Source organism: Bacillus sp. PK3_68 (assembly GCF_003600835.1).
In the GTDB taxonomy this organism is placed as follows: domain Bacteria; phylum Bacillota; class Bacilli; order Bacillales; family Domibacillaceae; genus Pseudobacillus.
This window is the reverse complement of sequence record NZ_NQYC01000001.1, coordinates 88,242-106,791: the sequence shown is the minus strand read 5'-3', so window position 1 is coordinate 106,791 and position 18,550 is coordinate 88,242. Positions and strand designations below refer to the sequence as shown.

The 18,550-nt window shown below is 43.0% G+C and carries 14 protein-coding genes and 1 pseudogene; all 15 read right to left on the bottom strand.

The features are described 5' to 3' along the window. Positions 1 to 14 precede the first annotated feature (14 nt). A complete protein-coding gene (locus tag CJ483_RS00480) occupies positions 15 to 1,757 on the bottom strand; it encodes a hydantoinase B/oxoprolinase family protein (RefSeq protein ID WP_259455519.1) in 1,743 nt (580 codons plus the stop codon). Then, on the bottom strand, positions 1,754 to 3,229 hold the full coding sequence (locus tag CJ483_RS00475) for a hydantoinase B/oxoprolinase family protein (RefSeq protein WP_120030946.1): 1,476 nt from the start codon (positions 3,227 to 3,229) through the stop codon (positions 1,754 to 1,756). The genes CJ483_RS00480 and CJ483_RS00475 overlap by 4 nt, the downstream gene beginning before the upstream one ends. Further along, the gene (locus CJ483_RS00470) at positions 3,226 to 5,331 is read right to left on the bottom strand and encodes a hydantoinase/oxoprolinase family protein (protein WP_120030944.1); all 2,106 of its coding nucleotides are present in this window, start codon (positions 5,329 to 5,331) and stop codon (positions 3,226 to 3,228) included. Before CJ483_RS00470 ends, CJ483_RS00475 begins: the two co-directional genes overlap by 4 nt. A 24-nt stretch (positions 5,332 to 5,355) precedes the next feature. Beyond that, the gene (locus CJ483_RS00465) at positions 5,356 to 6,705 is read right to left on the bottom strand and encodes a cytosine permease (protein ID WP_120030941.1); all 1,350 of its coding nucleotides are present in this window, start codon (positions 6,703 to 6,705) and stop codon (positions 5,356 to 5,358) included. Between the two features lie 58 nt (positions 6,706 to 6,763). Continuing rightward, complete coding sequence (locus CJ483_RS00460) at positions 6,764 to 7,153, bottom strand: OsmC family protein (protein WP_120030939.1); 390 nt, start codon at positions 7,151 to 7,153, stop codon at positions 6,764 to 6,766. Continuing rightward, entirely contained in the window at positions 7,150 to 7,779 is a 630-nt protein-coding gene (locus tag CJ483_RS00455; RefSeq protein ID WP_120030937.1) for a TetR/AcrR family transcriptional regulator, read from the bottom strand. The genes CJ483_RS00460 and CJ483_RS00455 overlap by 4 nt, the downstream gene beginning before the upstream one ends. A gap of 578 nt (positions 7,780 to 8,357) precedes the next feature. Then, a complete protein-coding gene (locus CJ483_RS00450) occupies positions 8,358 to 9,950 on the bottom strand; it encodes a catalase (protein WP_120030935.1) in 1,593 nt (530 codons plus the stop codon). 285 nt (positions 9,951 to 10,235) lie between these two features. Then, entirely contained in the window at positions 10,236 to 11,510 is a 1,275-nt protein-coding gene (locus tag CJ483_RS00445; protein WP_120037717.1) for a purine-cytosine permease family protein, read from the bottom strand. A 131-nt stretch (positions 11,511 to 11,641) separates the two neighbouring features. Next, complete coding sequence (locus tag CJ483_RS00440) at positions 11,642 to 11,956, bottom strand: cupin domain-containing protein (RefSeq protein ID WP_120030933.1); 315 nt, start codon at positions 11,954 to 11,956, stop codon at positions 11,642 to 11,644. 14 nt (positions 11,957 to 11,970) lie between these two features. After that, positions 11,971 to 13,707, bottom strand: coding sequence for a hydantoinase B/oxoprolinase family protein (locus tag CJ483_RS00435; protein WP_120030931.1), 1,737 nt, complete (start codon positions 13,705 to 13,707; stop codon positions 11,971 to 11,973). Between the two features lies 1 nt (position 13,708). Next, on the bottom strand, positions 13,709 to 15,751 hold the full coding sequence (locus CJ483_RS00430) for a hydantoinase/oxoprolinase family protein (RefSeq protein WP_120030929.1): 2,043 nt from the start codon (positions 15,749 to 15,751) through the stop codon (positions 13,709 to 13,711). Positions 15,752 to 15,775: 24 nt separating this feature from the next. After that, positions 15,776 to 16,321, bottom strand: a complete 546-nt coding sequence (locus tag CJ483_RS00425; protein WP_120030927.1) for a helix-turn-helix domain-containing protein — start codon at positions 16,319 to 16,321, stop codon at positions 15,776 to 15,778. A gap of 358 nt (positions 16,322 to 16,679) precedes the next feature. Further along, positions 16,680 to 17,296, bottom strand: a pseudogene (locus CJ483_RS00420) (nitrite reductase). Positions 17,297 to 17,421: 125 nt separating this feature from the next. Continuing rightward, positions 17,422 to 17,703, bottom strand: a complete 282-nt coding sequence (locus CJ483_RS00415) for a glutaredoxin family protein (RefSeq protein WP_120030925.1) — start codon at positions 17,701 to 17,703, stop codon at positions 17,422 to 17,424. A 25-nt stretch (positions 17,704 to 17,728) separates the two neighbouring features. Next, positions 17,729 to 18,541, bottom strand: coding sequence for a hypothetical protein (locus CJ483_RS00410; RefSeq protein ID WP_120030924.1), 813 nt, complete (start codon positions 18,539 to 18,541; stop codon positions 17,729 to 17,731). Between the last annotated feature and the right edge of the window lie 9 nt (positions 18,542 to 18,550).

Here is an 18,550-nt window from a genome sequence, read left to right as displayed (position 1 = left end):
CTGGCAGAATTTATTTATAACAAACGAGAAGCACGGATGCGTTCGGTTTCTGCATAGTTAATCGTTTGCGTTTTAGCGTCGATGACGACCCCATAGTCGCGCCATGCGGATTCTATGCTTACAAATTCATTTAAGACATCCTCTAACACTTTTTCCGGGTCCCTCTCAAATGGATCTCCCCAGCCACCGCCGCCGGCTCGGTAAAACTGGATAATCCCCCCTGCCGGCATTTTCACTTCAAAAGCCGTTTCATCAATTTCCTGTGCTTCTTCTGTTCCATAATTGACAATCACTTTGTTTGCCGGGGCATGAAGGCCCTCACAGTAGCCTTTTGTAGTATTTCGTACTCCTGCCATCATCACGCTTGTGGCACTTTCCTTTAAATGCTGAATTTGTACATCTAGTCCAGGTGTGCCTCTCCAGCGGCCAGCACCCGTAAAATCACTAGTATATTCGTGCTTTAAGACACGGCTTGGATACTGAACTTCATTCATTTCAATCGACGGGAGAATAACCCCGGTCATTACAGGAGGATAAAGGCCCCAGCCGTCTGTTTCATAAGCAGCTCCCGCACCGCCCGTGTAGCCGTAAAAATTCAAATTTACCCACGGTTTGCCATCCTCATACTTTCCATGAGAATAAGCAAGTGGCAACTTATGAGCATTAACCCCTACACGGGTAGGAGCACATTGGGAAAGGGCTTGGAGCACAGCCTCGGCAATCTCTGCTCCTACACAAGCGGTCGCATGCCCACACGGAGCAGGAAGGCATGGATTAACCACTGTTCCTAATGGCGCCGTTACTGTCACCGGGTTCATATACCCTTCATTAATTGGAATGTCCTCCTCACAACAAGTTGATATTCCGACAAAAGCAAATGAAGTAGTATTAGAGAGCGGACTGTTGACAAAGCCCTTTACCTGTGGCGAAGATCCAGTAAAGTCGATATGAAGATCACTGCCGCTCACAGTCACGGTTGCCTTAACTCTAATGTCACGATTCCCTTGGAAGTCATGATCGGCAAACGTTTCTCCAATATAAGTGCCGTCCGGCCAGCTGGCGATCTCATCGCGAACCCGTTTTTCTGTATATTGAATGCGGTGATCGATGGCCTTGATTACCTTTTCATCGCTATACTTATCGAGCATTGTTTGAATTCGGCTAGCAGCTAGTTTACAAGCGCCAATCATCGCATTTAAATCTCCTTCAAGCCAATGAGAAAGACGATTATTGGCGATGATTAAATCAAATACATCTCTCCGCTTCTCGCCACGCTCATAAATTTTTAACGGTGGGATACGAAGCCCATCATGCCAAATATCTTGTGAGCGCGGATTGTATCCGCCGGCAACCGGTCCGCCATTATCTCCCATGTGACTGCGGACGGCTGGCAGCAAAATTGGCTTTCGATTATAAAAAACTGGCATGACAATCGTCCAATCAAGGCTGTGCGAGCCTCCATGATACGGATCATTCACAAGCAGAATATCGCCTGGATGAAGATCATACCGAAAAGCATCCAATAAATGATCAACTGCCCCTACAACTGCATACAAGTGCAAAGTACATCCAGGAGCTTGTGCAACGAGCCGGGATTTCTTTCCGGAAAGATCAAACACGCCTGTTGTAAAATCATGTGCTTCATTAAAAAGTGGTGAACGCGCTGTTCTCGTGACCGTTGCGCTCATTTCTCGCGCAATTGCATCAAGTGAGCCTCCAACCACCTGTGACAAGATTACCTCTTGGTTTATCATCATTGCTCCTCCTTTCCAGGGTATGTAAAGACGAGGAGATCGCCTTTCTTCACATGCTGATTGACTATACTTTGATAAAACGTTTCTTTTCCTTCTCCCTCTCTTGTAACAGAGCCATAGTCCCCATCTTCACCAAAAGGTAAAATCAAGTTAAAATAAACATCCTCATCCTGATTCAGCAAGGAGACTTTCAACTCTTCCTTCCTATCCGTCCACTCGCGAGAAACTATCTTGAAGCCATGATAAAGTTCTAACTCTTCCGCCGACACAAGTAGCCTCTGTCCAAATAAAGCAGGCGGTCCAAAACCTTTATCCGTGGAAGGATATCCAGGGACAAGGACAATCGATTGGGTTTCAGCTCTTGTCCCAAGCTCAGGATAGAAAATGGCTTGTGGACCAGTTCCGTAAATCGGGGGAAATTCCTCTGTCGGACCCTGGCCATTTTGAATAGCCCGATAGATCGCTTCAGCAAGAAAATGCCCTGTCATGCTTGGTGCTAAAGCAGTAGCTGCTGGAAATTGTGGGTCTAGTATCGTTCCGGCCTTTGTTTTGATGTTAAACGGTTCCAGCGTACCTTCATTAATCGAGAGTTCATCGGCAATCGTTGCGAGAAACGGCCAAACCGAAAATGCTTTTGTCAAAGCTATCGGGGAATTAATAGGCTTCGTTGACTGCATGGAGGAGCCAGTCAGATCAATTTCAACAGCGTTGTTCGGAATGGTAATGCTCACATCGATGGCATTTTTATCTCCTTGTGTCGTTTCAAATTCCACCAGAGCTTTCATCCCTGCTTTGGGAAGCTGTGATAAATGTTGCTCCACTCGTTTTCGACTGTATTGAAAAATGCTTTCAATGGATGCATCTACTTTCTGCTGCCCATAGCTGCCAAGAAGTTTTTTGAGTTGTTGCTGAGCTCCGCGCAAGCATGTGTACATTGTCTCTAAATCCGATTTGAAGGAAGTAGGTATGCGGCTGTTAGATAATAAAAACCGTAAAATATCCGCTTGCAGTACCCCTTGTTTATAAAGCTTGATCGGTGTAATACGCATATTTTCCTGCCATACCTCAAAAGCATCCGGATGAAAACCACCCGGGTATTCACCGGCCAGATCCATCATTTGTGCGCGAATAGCAGGAAAAAGCACGAGCTCTCCTTCTACAAATAAAGGAGCTGCCATCGTCAAAGTTTGCCCTTTCGTTCCACCGCTGTAGGGATCAGCCACCAATAATACATCCCCATCCGCAATATCAAAAGAAAAATAGTCAAACAGGTTCTCTACACTTTCTTTTAAGGCAAATAAGTGCTCTGGCTCATATTGGTGTTGAATAGCTATTTTTAACTCATTGGTAAAAATGGCTGTAGCAAACGCCCGATCCTGGGACAACAAGGGAGAGCGGGAAATTCGTTGCAAATTATCTCCCACTTCTCTGCCGATGGACTGTAGCTTGCTGTATAAAATTTGCGCTTGGATCATTCATTTCCACTCCTTTGCTGGGCAGGAGAGTGTTTGACTTCAATGACACAGTTGCGATAAGAATCGATCAAAGCCTCATGCCCCGGGTAAACGACAATCGTTGTTCCCCACTGTTCGATAATCGCGGGCCCAACTATCAGGTTTCCTGGTTCCAGCAAGGAACCGTCGTAAATAGGCGTCCGCGTCGGCTCCGTGTCAAAATACATCTCGCGCTCACCCGTTTGTGCTTGAGCAGGGTCCTCCTGCTGGAAAGGCTCCTCTTTCAACTTTAACGGCTCTCTCACCCCTACAAGGTCAAGGCGAAGATTTAAAATTTCAATTTCGTGACCTGGATCTTTGTGAGCAAACATTCTTTCATGAAGCTCATGAAAATCGGTAACCGTTGCTTCAAGGTTCAGCTCCGTAATTCGGCGAGTTCTTGATTTTACTGGCACAGTAACTTCATGCACCTCTCCTGCATAGCGCATATCAATATAACGACGAGTTTCATACTGATCCGTTACGGATTGTCCGCCTAGTTTTTCACGAGCTGTTTGTTCCATCTTTTCAAAATCAGCATTCATCGCTTGAAGATCCACTTGGTTCATGCTTTCAAAGCGGGTTCTCAGTTCTGTTACCTTTAGATTTGCTGCGACATCACCGAGTGCGCAAAAAACAGGAGCTAAAGAGGGAACAATCACCGTATTGATTCCAAGATCTTCTGCCTGTTTTCCAGCATGAATGGCTCCTGCACCACCAACGGCCATTAAGGCAAAGTTGCGCGGGTCATGTCCGCGCTGTGTTGTCACAAAATGGACAGCATTCGACATATCACTATTTACGATTTGCGAGATGGCAAGGGCCGCTTCTACTGTTGAAATGCCAAGCGGGTCTGCAATGCGTGTGCGAATAGCTTTTTCAGCTAACGAACGGTCAAGCTTCATTTCCCCTCCCAGAAAGTTGTCAGGATTAATATAGCCTAAGAACACATTGACATCTGTAACAGTTGGTTCTTCTCCCCCTCTTCCATAACAAGCAGGGCCTGGAGTTGACCCTGCACTTCTAGGCCCAACTTGCAGGGCTCCACCATTATCAATCCAGGCGATGCTTCCACCTCCAGAGCCAATTGTATGGATATCCATCATTGGCAATGCGACACGGTAACGGCTGATCCAGTTTTCAGTTGTAATGGCTGGATTTAATTTTTCGATCACCGAGACATCATAGCTTGTTCCGCCCATATCAACAGTGATGACATTTTCGTACCCTGATTTTTCTCCAATGAAGGAAGCGGCTGTCACCCCTCCTGCCGGCCCTGAGAGAAGAGCGCCGGCTGCAAATTTCCCACTCTGTAAGACGTTTTGGACTCCTCCATTTGATTGCATAACAAATAATTCACCTGTAAAACCGTCTGCACGGAGACGTTCATCCAAATGGTTTAAATAGCTTTGCATTGATGGCCCTGTAAAGGCATTTACAATGGTCGTGCTGACGCGTTCAAACTCCCGAATTTGTGGCAACACTTCGTAAGATAAGGAAACAAACATTCCAGGAGCTTCTTCCTGGATAATCTCTCTTACCCGGCTTTCGTGGGAAGGATTCATGAAGCTGAATAGGAAGCATACCGCAATAGCCTCGATTCCCTCCTCAACAAAGTCGCGGACGGCCTGACGTACAGCTGCTTCATCTAACTCTTTGATTACTTTTCCCGCATGATCTAGACGTTCCGGGATCCCCACTCGATATCTTCTTGGAACAATTTGAAAGGGCGCCTGAAGGCGCGGAGAAAATACGCTTTCCTTATAGGCACGGCGGAATTCAATTTCGTCACGGAATCCCTCTGTCGTAAGCAACCCTACTTTCGCACCGTTATACTCTAGTAATGAGTTTGTCGCTACGGTTGTTCCGTGGACAACTAATGGACTGTTCGCTAAAAGAACTTTTATATCCACTCCAATGATTTCGGAGACTTTCTTAATTCCATTCATGACACCATCTGATTGATCAGGTGTTGAAGGGGTTTTAGTTGAAACCATTTTACCGTGTCTGTCGATAGCCACTAAATCGGTAAACGTTCCACCGACATCTACTCCGAACACCCATTGATTTTGTTGTTTCTCCATGAAGCTTTTCCTCCTTCTATTCGCTTAAAATCCAGATGACTCTTCCTTTACTTCTCCAAGCTCGTAACGCAGGTTTAATTTGTTCAAAATAAAAGTAAGAACAATATAAATTAAGAAAGCAAGAAGAGTAGAATTAATCGGTCCAATACCAAATGATAATTTAGAAGTAACAAAACCACCGATCACTACAGATACAATCGCCGCAATGTTTAATCCCGAATACGTCGATCCTGGCCCAAATTCATATTTCTTATTTCGAATCTTAGGCCCTACAATCCAGTGATCCGCAATCATTACACCTGCAATCGGGGGAACATATAACCCTAAGAACGATAAGAATGGCACAAACATATCTTGAATACCCATGAGTGCAATGAGGATCCCAATAACCCCCATACAAACAACCAAGACTTTTTTAGGGATTTTCACAACATTCCGAAGACCCAAAGAGCCGGTATATAAGTTGTTGTCATTTGTTGTCCATTGGGCAAAAATTAAAATCAAAAAGGCAAAAAATCCTAGTCCTAGCTTGCTCATGGCAGCTGGGATGTTTGGTGTAGACCCGATATCAGGAACTTGGGCTGCAATGGCCATTGCGGCCCCAGCAATAATACAGAAAACCCCTCCAAGAAAATAACCGACAGATGCACTAATGCCGCCGGAAGCCGCACTTTTGGCATATCTCGTTACATCCGGAAAGACTACTGCACCCAAGGCTGCATTTCCAACGACGATCGTAATTCCCGCGAAAACAGTCATCGGGTCGCCTGCTGGCTCAAATGATAATAAAGCATGCCAGCTTCCAGAATAATTGACAGCACTCACAATCCCCCAAATCGATAAGATGACAACTAAGGGAACAGCAATAAAGCTTAAGGCAGCAAGTCCGCGGTAACCGATAAAGGCTGTACACATCATTAAGATGCCTCCCCAAACGATAGCCACCTCAGGCTGTGCGAGCCAAACATTTGGAAACATTTCAGAAATGGTCGTCCCAAAAAAAGCAACCTGCCAGCCAAACCATCCAACTCCAAGGGTTAAAGCTAATACAATCCCGAATAAGCTCGCGCCATAACGCCCAAAAGCCTGGCGGGCCAGAACCGTAGTTGAGATTCCATATTTAGCGCCCATTACCCCTTGAAAAAATCCATAGACAGCTAAAATTAACATACCGAATATGGCTGCAAAAATCGCATTCTTAAAATTTAGTCCTTGAATAAGAGCTCCGCCCGTGACAATCGTCGACAAGGAAATAATCCAGGCACAACTTGTAATGGCAATATTGACAGACGATTTTCTCTGTTCTGCCGGCACAGAGGTCACAGCAAAATCATCGGTCTGAGCTTGAGGGATTTTTCGTACATTCTTTTCCATCTTAAAATCTCCTTATTTTAGTTAAGCGAAAGGTTGAAAATTCTAAACAACAAACATGCTATATTGTCTCTTCTATATCAATCATTACCCCCTGTTTTAATGTATTGCCTATGGTGCATGCCCTTTCCGCCGAAATGATTAGCTTTTTTTTGTACTCAGCGGTGAAATGTTCCGGAAATGTAACAGCCACCTTGCACCTCTCTACACGGGAAGGACCCTCCAGGGCTTTCTTGGCAGATACCTCCACTGAAAATTCATGATCTAATACAGTTATGCCGTCCCTTTCAAACATTCTTTGCAGAGAAATAACAATACACATGCCTAAAGAAGCTTCTAGAAGTTCGATTGGAGAAAGCCCCTTTGAATTAGGAGCAAAGGCTCCCTCTACCTGTTTGCCCATCTGATTAAAAATACCGAATTCTTTATTTTCTTGTTTAATAACAGTCAATCTGTTTCCCTCCTTTGGCCAATCAAACCAAAAAATTCAAAATCAACTAATTCCCTAGTAATCTCATCGACAGAAAGGGTCGGTGTATAGCTAAGGTCGTTCTTCGGTCCAAACAGCCATTTTGACAGTGTGCCTATGACAAGGCTCGTTAACATGTTGGCTTGCAAATCAACATTATGATTAGAATTTAGCATCTCCAGCTCAATCGCTCTTTCAATATTTTTTTTGAATGCCTGTTCAATACTTATAACCGTGTCTGCAACCGCTTCTCTAATTACAGGATCTGCTCCTTGTCCCTTGATTAACAGGAGAGTTAGAAGATTGCGATTTTTCTCAGCAAAAGTGAAAATCCTCTTCATAAGAGCTGTAGAAGATTTGATCATATCATCGGTTGTCCCAAAAGTTTGCCTGTACCCCTGGTGGATCGCTGCAAGCAAATTTTCTTTCCCTGTACCGATAATTTCTAATGCAATTTCCTCTTTGCTTTTGAAATGCCAGTAAAAGGTCCCTTGTGCAACCCCTGTCTGCTTTACAATGTCCGAAATTTTCGTGGCATGATAGCCTTTAGTAGCGAAAATCTCAAGAGCTGCGTGCAAAAGTTCCTCTCTGCGATCTGTATTTGCCAATTATCTTTCCCTTCTTCCCTTTATTGATTGACAAGTCAGTCAGTTTTAGAACAAAAAATCCTAAATTCCTATAAGACTTATATGATTTAATATAATACAAGGTTTTATTTATAGTCAAGTTATGCTTTATATTCGGTCTCTTTTTACAAGGTTTAGTTCATAGTCTGTGAAGTATGATAACCGATAAGCAGTATAGATGAACCCTTATAGCTTTTTCTCTATTTCTGAATACCCGATTAAGCGTTTTTTACTGGTCTTATGATACCGGAAACATATGCTTCTGAAGCGTCATATAGCAAGCAAACTAATGACATCCTTTCTGAATAGCCTCTTTTGCACAATTTAAAGAGTAACGTTTCTTCTTACATTTCACTAACATTGCCCATTAAAATAGAGCATCCAAAGGCTTAGACAACGATCGATCACTCTTCGGTTTCTTCCTTGGTTATCTTTGCATGCAAGCTGCTATGCCGACACTAAAGTGTAGGCAAGAATCTTCAGAAGAAGGCAGTTTTTTCTCCTCTGCAAAGCTCGAAAAAAAAGCCATAAACATTTCGTTTATGGCTTTTTTCAACTATTTAGTATGGATCAGCGTCATGCCCTTTTTCTACAGCTTGTTTGGTAGCATCCTCTGCATGGTTATCTCCAAGTGGCTTACGGGTAGAGCCTCCCTTTGGCGCATTGGCTAATCCTTCTCTTAAACGGCGGCCATACTCTTCATCTGCTTCCTCCGCATAAGAAATCATTTTATCTTGAATGCGCTGGTCGCATCGTGAAAGATCGGCTACAAGGTTTGCGATCAATTCATCCTTTTCCCACTGTTCGAATTGGCGATACGTTTCGCCTGCCTGTTTTGTATCGTTCGTCCGTTCAATCGACTCGCGTACAATATTCCCTTCCACATGTGGCGTATGTTCCTTGCCATGCTGTTTGGCTTCTTTCAGGCCGTCCAGTATGGATGGTTCATAGTTGATATGAGGATTTGGATGATCAACTTTATACTGCATCTGTCCGCCGCTCTGATTGGTAGCCACCCGCTTTTTCGGCGCATTAATCGGCAGTTGAAGATAATTCGGTCCGACACGATAACGCTGTGTATCTGAATAAGAAAATGTTCTGCCCTGCAGCATTTTATCATCAGAAAAATCAAGGCCATCCACAAGCACACCTGTGCCAAATGCAGCTTGTTCCACTTCAGTAAAATAATCTTCCGGGTTTTTGTTTAGAACCATCTTGCCCACCGGCAGCCATGGGAATTGATCTTCCGGCCACAATTTTGTACAGTCCAGCGGGTCAAAATCAAGTTCAGGGTGCTCTTCATCGCTCATGACTTGTACAAGAAGCTCCCACTCCGGATATTCGCCGCGCTCAATAGCTTCATATAAATCTTGTGTAGCATGATTAAAGTTTGTAGCTTGAATTTCGCCCGCTTCTTTCATCGTCAAGTTTTTAATGCCCTGTTTCGGTTCCCAGTGATATTTAACAAGGACTGCTTTTCCTTCATTGTTAACCCAGCGGTACGTGTTCACTCCAGAACCTTGCATCATGCGATAGTTCGCAGGAATTCCCCAAGGAGAATAAACAAAAGTCACCATATGGAAAGATTCCGGAGAGCTTGCACAAAAGTCAAAAAACCTCTCTGGATCTTGGATATTCGTCACTGGATCAGGCTTAAATGCATGAATCATATCCGGGAACTTCATCGCATCACGGATAAAGAAAATTTTCAAGTTATTCCCGACAAGATCCCAGTTCCCATCCTCTGTATAAAATTTCACGGCAAAGCCGCGAGGATCACGCAACGTTTCCGGAGAATGCCCTCCATGGATAACTGACGAAAAACGTACAAAAACAGGCGTTTTTTTGCCTTTTTCTTGAAACAGTTTCGCCCTCGTGTACTTTGAAACAGGTTCCTTTCCAGCTGTTCCATAGGCCTCAAAATAGCCATGGGCTCCGGCACCACGCGCATGCACGACGCGCTCTGGAATCCGTTCTCTATCAAAATGGCTGACTTTCTCAATAAAATCATAATTCTCTAACATGGCTGGACCGCGATTTCCAACCGTTCTCATATTTTGATTATTCGTCACAGGATGACCCTGCCGATTCGTTAATGTGTTTTCGTGTTCTTCATTCGTCTGGCTTTGATGATTGGATTGGTTATTTTTCATGAACGATCCTCCAAAGTTTTTTTATTCCTTGCCACATGTTATATTTCCCTCATACTATCCATATATTCCTGAATAAACCTTGTTTTTAAAAATGCCTGATGAAATGAATGTCCCTAGAACAGGAGAAAAATACCTTAGCTCCCCTGCTCATTATTTCAAATAGCATAGGCTAGAAAAAAAGCCGGCCACCTTTTATTTTAAAGGGACCGGCTTTTTATTTCGTTTGTTCATGGGTATGTTCTTTACTTACTATTAAATAGGTGATAATTCTTGGTTAACATAGGGCTATGCTGTAAACTGATCCGGCGCTACGTTCTTTTTTATCTTCATTGCAACGATGTACACAACGAGGGAAATAAGGAGGGATTGAACGGCTGGCAGCCCCCATGGGGATACATATTGTGTAAGATAGCCGACAACGATTCCCGCGAGTAAGGCAATGGTGGCCATCCAGTTCCACCCTCTGCAATCCTCCCACTGTTGTTTGCGAATAAAGAAGAAATCACCCATCATGACGCCTCCTATAGCTGGGTAAAGCAAGGCTGTTAAGTATAAGAAGTCCATAAAATGTTCAAGTATTCCCAATAGCGCGACAATAATTGCCAGAATCGTGCCAAGAAGTGTGAGGAGTGCTCTCCCTTTCCCGGAGTTGACATTAAAAATATTTGCTAAAGCTAATCCCATGCTATAGTTATTGACAAGTTGCGATGTCCAAGTCGCAAACCATAAAATAAGAAAGCCCCAAATAGGAAAACCCATGCCCATCATAACATTCACGATATCGGCATCCCCCACTCCTACGGCCATTATAGCCCCAACAATGAAAAGAGGAAAACCCACGAATATAATGCCACTCGGAATAATAATATTGTCTTTCCAGGTGGGCTTTGCATAGCGTGTATAATCCGAGGCAATGACCCACTGAGAAACATTTACTCCGATCACTAAACTAATGGCAGCCCATATTGTCATCGTAGGTTCTGGATGCCATGAAGCGATCGCCTCCCAGCCTGTATTTCTTAATGCGTAGTATATTCCCCCAGCTATTAAAATAAGGCCAGCGGGAACGGCGATATAATCTGTCCATTTCATCGAGCTGTAACCGATGATAGACGGCAATGCAAAAAGTAATCCGCATATGACGGTGACAATCGCCCAGCCAACCCAATTACTCTTGTAATCTATGCCAAACATCGCAGAAATCGCATTTCCCGCAACAGCCGTTTGCAATGCCCACCAGCCAAGTGAAACGATAAAAATGGTAAATCCAACAATGACTTTTGCCTGAACATCACCGAAGCTGGAACGGGAAATAACAGAAGAAGAGCGCCCTGTTTTCGCGCCTATATATCCTTGCAAGGTATTTCCAACCCATTGAATGCCGAATAATGAAATGAGAAGTATTAAAAGTATTTTTGACAACCCAAAACTTCCGGTTAATGTAGAGCCAACCATTAAAACTGGAATGGTAAATTCTAATCCGCCAAAAATCATCGCTGGAGTCAGCCAATGCTGCCGAGCAGATTCGGGGATAGAATCCAATGCCTGATCTTGGCCCATGAATCCCTCTGAACTTGTTTTCTTTGTCACTTCCACTGTATTCGTTTGCTCCATTCTTTCACATCCTTTTTATGGTATAAAAATAGAATAGGAAGCACCTATGTCTTCCTATTCTATTTTTCACTTTATTATCAACTTTTCACCAATGCATAGATCAATTCGCAAGCACTTTCCCCTTCATTGACACACCAATGGTGCTCTCCAGCAGGAATATAAGACGCTTCCCCCGCATTAATTTTATAAGGCTGTCCCCCGCTCTCACCAGCTAAAGTGCCCTTGAGAATATACGAATACTCATGTTCTTCATGAACACCCGTTCCCTCTAAGGGAAGGCGCTCTCCGGCTGGGATGGAAACAAAACCGAACTTTACTTCCGTGCCTTGGAATTGATTCTGAAAAAGGGTTTGAACAATTTCTTTTGTGACTTTTGGTTCTTTAATATCCATATGAATGCCTCCAATTATGATAGTCTGCCTGGCAGCTCTTGGTAGTCAAAAGTATCCGGGTCGATGTCAACGAGGAAGTGTGCTTTTGCCTCTTCGACAGTAAAATAACCATTTTTCACATCCTTGGCCACTTGGGCGGCTGGACGCTTGGACGGACTGCCATAACCGCCTCCTGTTCCTGTCATCAGGCGCACCACATCGTTCTTTTGAAGCTTGTACCGCGGATAAACGCCATATGGTCCATCTATCTCCCCATTTGCCTTATGAACATAGAACTCGTTTGGCGAACCTTCATGGCCTTTGTTCATTCCCCACGGATAAAATTTATTGCGGCCAAAGGTAACTGTGGCGGCCTGGTTATCAGATAATGCGCGATAAGCACGGATGACCCCTTTTCCGCCAATGTATTCACCTGCACCTGCCCCATTGCCGTCCTGGCGAAGACTATATTCATCAATAAGAACACCATAACGTGTTTCCGCTACTTCGACCGGAACGTTATACGTCTCGCCATCTGCGATACAGAACTGACCTGAAGCGCCATCTTGTCCAGCGCCTCCACCCCATCCTCCAACAGAAGGTTCAACAATAAGGAAAGGTTCCTCTGTATCTTGGTGATTGCCAGACAATGTTACGGCACAAACGGACAAATGGTGTCCTGCAGTCAGCCGTTCTGGCAAGTGTGGCGCCAAAGCTTTCCAGACTAAGTCTAAACTTCCTAAGAGCGTCTCAAAATAGTTAGAGACAGGAACTGGTCGCTCGGCAGACATAATTGATTTTTTGTCAACAAGTACCTGAAGTGGCCTAAACACTCCATCGTTCACATCTTGCTCAGGGTTTGTTATAGCCAGGAAAATAGATCGCACAGCTGACATGAGTCCTGTATAGGAACAGTTCATCGGGCCTGGCACCTGTGGATGGCTTCCCCGAAAATCACAAATAAATTCGTCATCCGTAATTGTTACCTTTACTTTAATTTTAAATGGTCCGTTGCCCATGCCGTCTGTATCAATATAATCTTCCGCTTCAAAAACACCCTTTGGCAGCTTTTTAATTTCTTGTCGAGAAATGATCTCTCCATGATCCAATAAGTAATTAATAGCTGTCAGAATAGTTTCTTTGCTATGCTTTTCACAAAGTTCTTTTAATCGGCGGTCGCCTGTGCGTAAGGCGGCAACCTGCGCCCACATGTCCCCTAATGACAGGTCCGGAAAGCGGACGTTGGAGCGAATAATTTCAACAATGCCTTCATTTAAGCGGTCTTCTTCATATAATTTAATACAATTGAATTGAAGGCCTTCTTGAAAAATGTCTACGGCATCGTTTGTAAATGAGCCGGGATCCTTCCCGCCGACCTCTGTCCAATGGGCCTTGTTTGCCGAGAAGGCAATGAGTTCACCTTCATAGAAAATCGGCATAACAAGTCCAACATCGGAAAGATGGGATCCTCCTCCGTTATAAGGGTCATTGATGATAATAACATCTCCAGGCTTCAGCTTATCGCCAGGATATTTCTTCAGTGTTTCCTTTACCATAAAGGTAAGCATTCCGATAAATCCGGTAACACCATTGCCTTGAGTAAGAAGATTTCCCTGTGCATCAGTCAAACCGCTGGCATAGTCAAGTACTTCGTAAATGATAGGACTCATGGATGTGCGAGCAAGGGCCACAAACATCTCGTCCCCAGCTGCCAAAAGAGAATCTTTAACGATTTCCAGTGTAAACGGATCCACTTTTACAGAAGTTGTCATATTACTTTGCCTCCATTTCGATAATGATGTTTCCAAAGTCATCCAGGTGCAACTGCTGTCCTTCATAAATAACAGTGACGGCTGCTTTTTCTTCTATTACTGCGGGTCCATGAACTACTTCATTTGGCGGAAGTTTGTCCCGATCGTAAACTGGTGTGCTAACCCACCCTTTTTGCTCGAAGTAAACATCACGTGTTTCTTTTTTCGCTTCTTCTATAGAACCTTCACGTGTAATCTTTCCAATGACCGGTTTAGGCACTTTGCCAAAAGCCGTTACATGGAGATTGACAATTTCAGTCGGTGAATCAACCAGTTTAAATGTGTAATTCTTCTCGTGAAGCTCATGGAACTTTTCAATGATCGCCTGTTTATCTTCCTCGGTCCATTTGCCATTAGGAACAGGAACTTTTACCGTATGCTCTTGTCCTAGATAGCGCATATCCGCAAAGCGATGGAATTCAATTGTCCCAGCTTCCATCCCTTCAGCTTCATAATAGGTAAGCGCCTGTTTTTCGATTTCTTCCCATTGTGCATCCATTTCGGCAAGAGAAAGCTCATTTATCCGTTTGATATATGTTTGGATATAATCATGCCGCAAGTCAGTCATAAGCATTCCCCAGGCAGAGAATACCGGTGAAGCAATTGGTACGATGACTTTTTTAACACCGAGCTCGAGTGCAAGTGCCGGAGCGTGCATCGATCCGCCTCCACCAAACGCCAGCAAAGTGAAGTCCTGCGGATTATGCCCTTTTCGAATAGAAATTAATTTTAATGCATTCAACATGTTCGAGTTAGCAATACGAATAATGCCAAGGGCTGCTTCTTCGGCAGAAATCTCAAATTGATCACCTATTTTCTTCTGGATCACTTCTTTTACATGATCCATATCCACATCGTAGTCGAAGTTTTTAGGAGACAGCCGGCCTGTCAATAAGTTAGCATCTGTTGTGGTTGGAGCCGTGCCGCCCAATCCGTATGCGACTGGTCCAGGCATCGCACCGGCAGATTGCGGCCCGACTTTCAATGAGCCTGCATCATCTATCCAAGCGATGGAACCGCCTCCATTTCCGATTTCCACAATATCGACAACAGGTGCTTTAATCGGGTATCCTGCATTTCGGCTATCTCTCTCAATATAGTAATCTGTAGAAACTTTCACTTCCCCGTTTTCAATGAGTGAACATTTTGCTGTAGTTCCACCAATATCAAATGCAATGATGTTTTTTTCACCGATCAGTTCCCCAAGAACAGCGGCTCCAAAAATACCGGCCACCGGCCCGGACTCAACCATGTTAATAGGCGCCGCTTTGGCACTGTTAAATCTTGTTGTCCCGCCATTTGATTGCATGATGTAACGCTGATCTATCTCAGTTTGTTCCCGTAATTTCTTGTCTAATTTATCAATGTATGTAGTAGCGGCGGGCTGGACATAAGCATTTAAAACGGCTGTATTAGTTCTTTCATATTCACGCCATTCTTTTGTGATATCGCTCGACGCTGTCACAAATACTTCTGGCCATAGCTCTTTAATAATCTTTACTGTCTCTATTTCATGTGCCGGATTAACATAAGAATGCATGTAAGAAACGGCAATCGCCTCCACACCCTCTTTTTTAAAGTAATCCACACATCTTTCTATATCTTCTCGATGCAGAGGGGATAGAATCTCACCTTTATAATTGAGACGTTCACTTACCTCGAGTCGCAAATGCCGTTCAACGAACGGTTCTGGTTTTTTGTATCGAACATTGAATAGATCCGGCCTGTTGCCTCTTGCAATTTCTAAAATATCCCGGAATCCTTCTGTCGTAATCAACCCCATTTTGGCCCCTTTGCGCTCAGTTAGCGCATTGATAATGACCGTTGTTCCATGAATAAACATCGACAATTGCTCGCTTTTAATACCAGCTTTCTCAATAACGTCAAGTACACCTTTCTCAAAGTTCGGTGGAGTGGTATTGCTTTTTGCTACTCCTACGAAACCGTTTTCATCAACATATACAAGATCTGTAAAAGTACCCCCGATATCTGTCGCTACTCTCATTTGTTCTACACTCCTTTGTGTCAATTAGAAAATGATAGGTGTTGATATACTCAAAATGATTGTTTCCTCCGAAGTTGGGTTTTCCCACGCATGCAAAAGTTCAGAAGGAAAGTGAATAGTGTCGCCAGCTTTCAGATGATAGCCGTCCTGGTTTAAATGAAAAATGACCTCACCTTGCAAGACATAATAAAACTCCTCTCCCGAATGACTGTAACTCTGTTCCTCTTTCATTTTTGGGGGAAGTATAACCATTAGCGGCTCCAGTTTCCTGTCTGGAAATGTACCGGACAAGCGGACGTACCTCTGTTCTCCACCATTTACTTGAAATATTCTTTGATCGCTTTTTCTTAATAAATAGTTTTGGTTTTCTTTATCGTCTTCAAAAAAGAAGATCATTGAGACTCCTAGTGCATCAGCCAATTTCTTCAGAGATGTAATGGATAGTGAGGAAGTCCCCCTTTCGATTTGCGAAAGAAAGCTAAGTGATAATCCAGTTTCTTCACTTAGTTCCTTCAATGTTAGGTTGTTTTGGAGACGTAAAGCTTTGATTTTTTTGTGAATGTCTTCCATAGAATTAAGCACCTCATAAAATTCTAGTCTTACTGTAATAAATCGTAGGAATATAATGAAATATCCAAAAATATTTTACAGTTATACTGTAATATTTATGAATATAACATAATTATTTTTCGAATGGTAGGTTTTTTAAAAATTTTCTGTTAAATTTTTTCGTAGAATCTATATTATCCAGAGAAATTTTTACAGTAAAAGTGTAATTTTTGTATATAGGCTTAGCTCATCAGCGCGTCAACTGCCTAAAGGGAGGAAGCGTAGATTTGCATCCACGAACATATACGTAGTAATCTTAAGGAATAAAATAATCATATAAAAGAGCCGGTTACAAAGTTGTAACCGGCTCTTTTCCCTCTTAGCTAATTAAGGACTCTCTGCCTACACGCTTTAAAAATTTATGGAAGGTTTCTCGTCTTTTGCCTGTCTGGGAATATACATCAATGATTTTTCTATTGTGTTGTACAATTCTTGGGGGGTTAACTTCTCCATCAGCAGGGAACCAACCTCAGCGTCTTTCCCTTTGGCTTTTCCGCCGACATATAAGTTATAATAATCTCTAATTTTCATAATGCCTATGTCGCTTAACAGAGGTTCACCGCAACCAACAGGACAGCCTGTATAAGCCACCTTAAGAGTAAATGGTACACTTTTTCCGGCAATGCGGCGGTTTAGCTCTTTTGCTATTGGCATTCCTTCCTCTTCTTCGCCTTTGCAAAAATTACAGGTTCTCAAGCTCTTCACGTAATTCCCAACTGGGTAACAGGCTAATTTAACACTTTCGAATTCCTTGATGATCTCTTCCATCTTCTCTTCTGGAATTCGTATATAAAGCTGTTGGAAGGTTGTTAGTTCAATTTCTTCATTTTCATTCATATATTTTGAGAGCATGAGAAGTTGTTCTGCATTAAGCTTTGCCCCAAAGCCTATTCCTCCATTGACAGCCATCTTGATTTTTTTAACATCGTCCCCCATTTTATTTCTTCCCTCTTTCTAATCACCTGATTTTATCATTCGCTTCATGTTTACTATACTCCCGAACCGTATACAAATGGTTAAAAAATATACTTGCTTACAGAAAAGCAACAGTTGGCGGAACGTCAGCTATCAATATGCAATATGTTTCTTATTTCGTCTATATTTTGCTCAAATCCAATTAGAACTTCTTTCTTGCTCCTTAGACCAAACAAGGATTTATTTTTAAATACGAACGTCGGAACCATTCTTGTTCCTGTTATTTTGACTAAGTCTCTTTCTTTAGAAGGTTGTTTCGTTAAATCATAATCAACATAAGAAACATTATTCTTGGAGAGAAACTCTTTTCCAGCCTGACAATCTGAACAAGTAGGTCTTGTGTAAAGCTCAAGCTGAACCTTCGACATGAATACTCACCTCCCACGTTCTTAATTATTTAACTTTAATAACAAACGGGTAGACATTGACCTGTCCCTCAAACTTAAATTCAGCCCAAATCTTGTAAATACCTGGCTTATCAAATTGTGTTTTAAATACCGTTTGATCATCGGCTGCAGGGTGAACGTGGATATATTTTTCCCCATTTTCATCCAAGATGACCACGTGCCCTAAGGCGCCTAAATAGGGCTCCGGGGTAGCGCCTTTCATATCAAAAGTAAGAGTCATTTCTTTGTTGATTGCAAACGGCTGAGAAATCAACTCAACCGTTTGGCCATTGATGGTCTTAACGAAATCCGTATCCGCAAAGAGATTATTATCCCCGTGTTCATGGTGCGTTTCACCAACATGGAATTCAATAGGCGCTACTGAATATTGAAGACCTTTTGGTTTTATATCAACGAATGCTTTGTAAGAATTATCCGCTAAACTTGCCTTCTGCTGGTAGATTCCATCACTCTTTTTCCCTGGATGTAGATGATGGTACTGTTTCAAATCTGAACTGACGACAATAAAATGCATAAATTTCTCATGGGAGACTTCCAGTTCCGGCACTTGATTATTTTTATCTTTCAGCTCAATGGTGATTACTCCGTTGACATAGGATACTTTCGGTGTAACCTCACTAGCAGTGTTTGTGACATGGTTCCCATGACTATGTTGATGATTCATATTTTCTTCCTCCTCTGTATGATTTGTTTGTTCATCCGTTTTAGGATTCATATTTGCATAAACGCTGTAACCTGCGATGACTACCCCAAGATATACGATAGCCGTAACCGCCCAAATCATAACACTTCGCTTCACATATGCCGC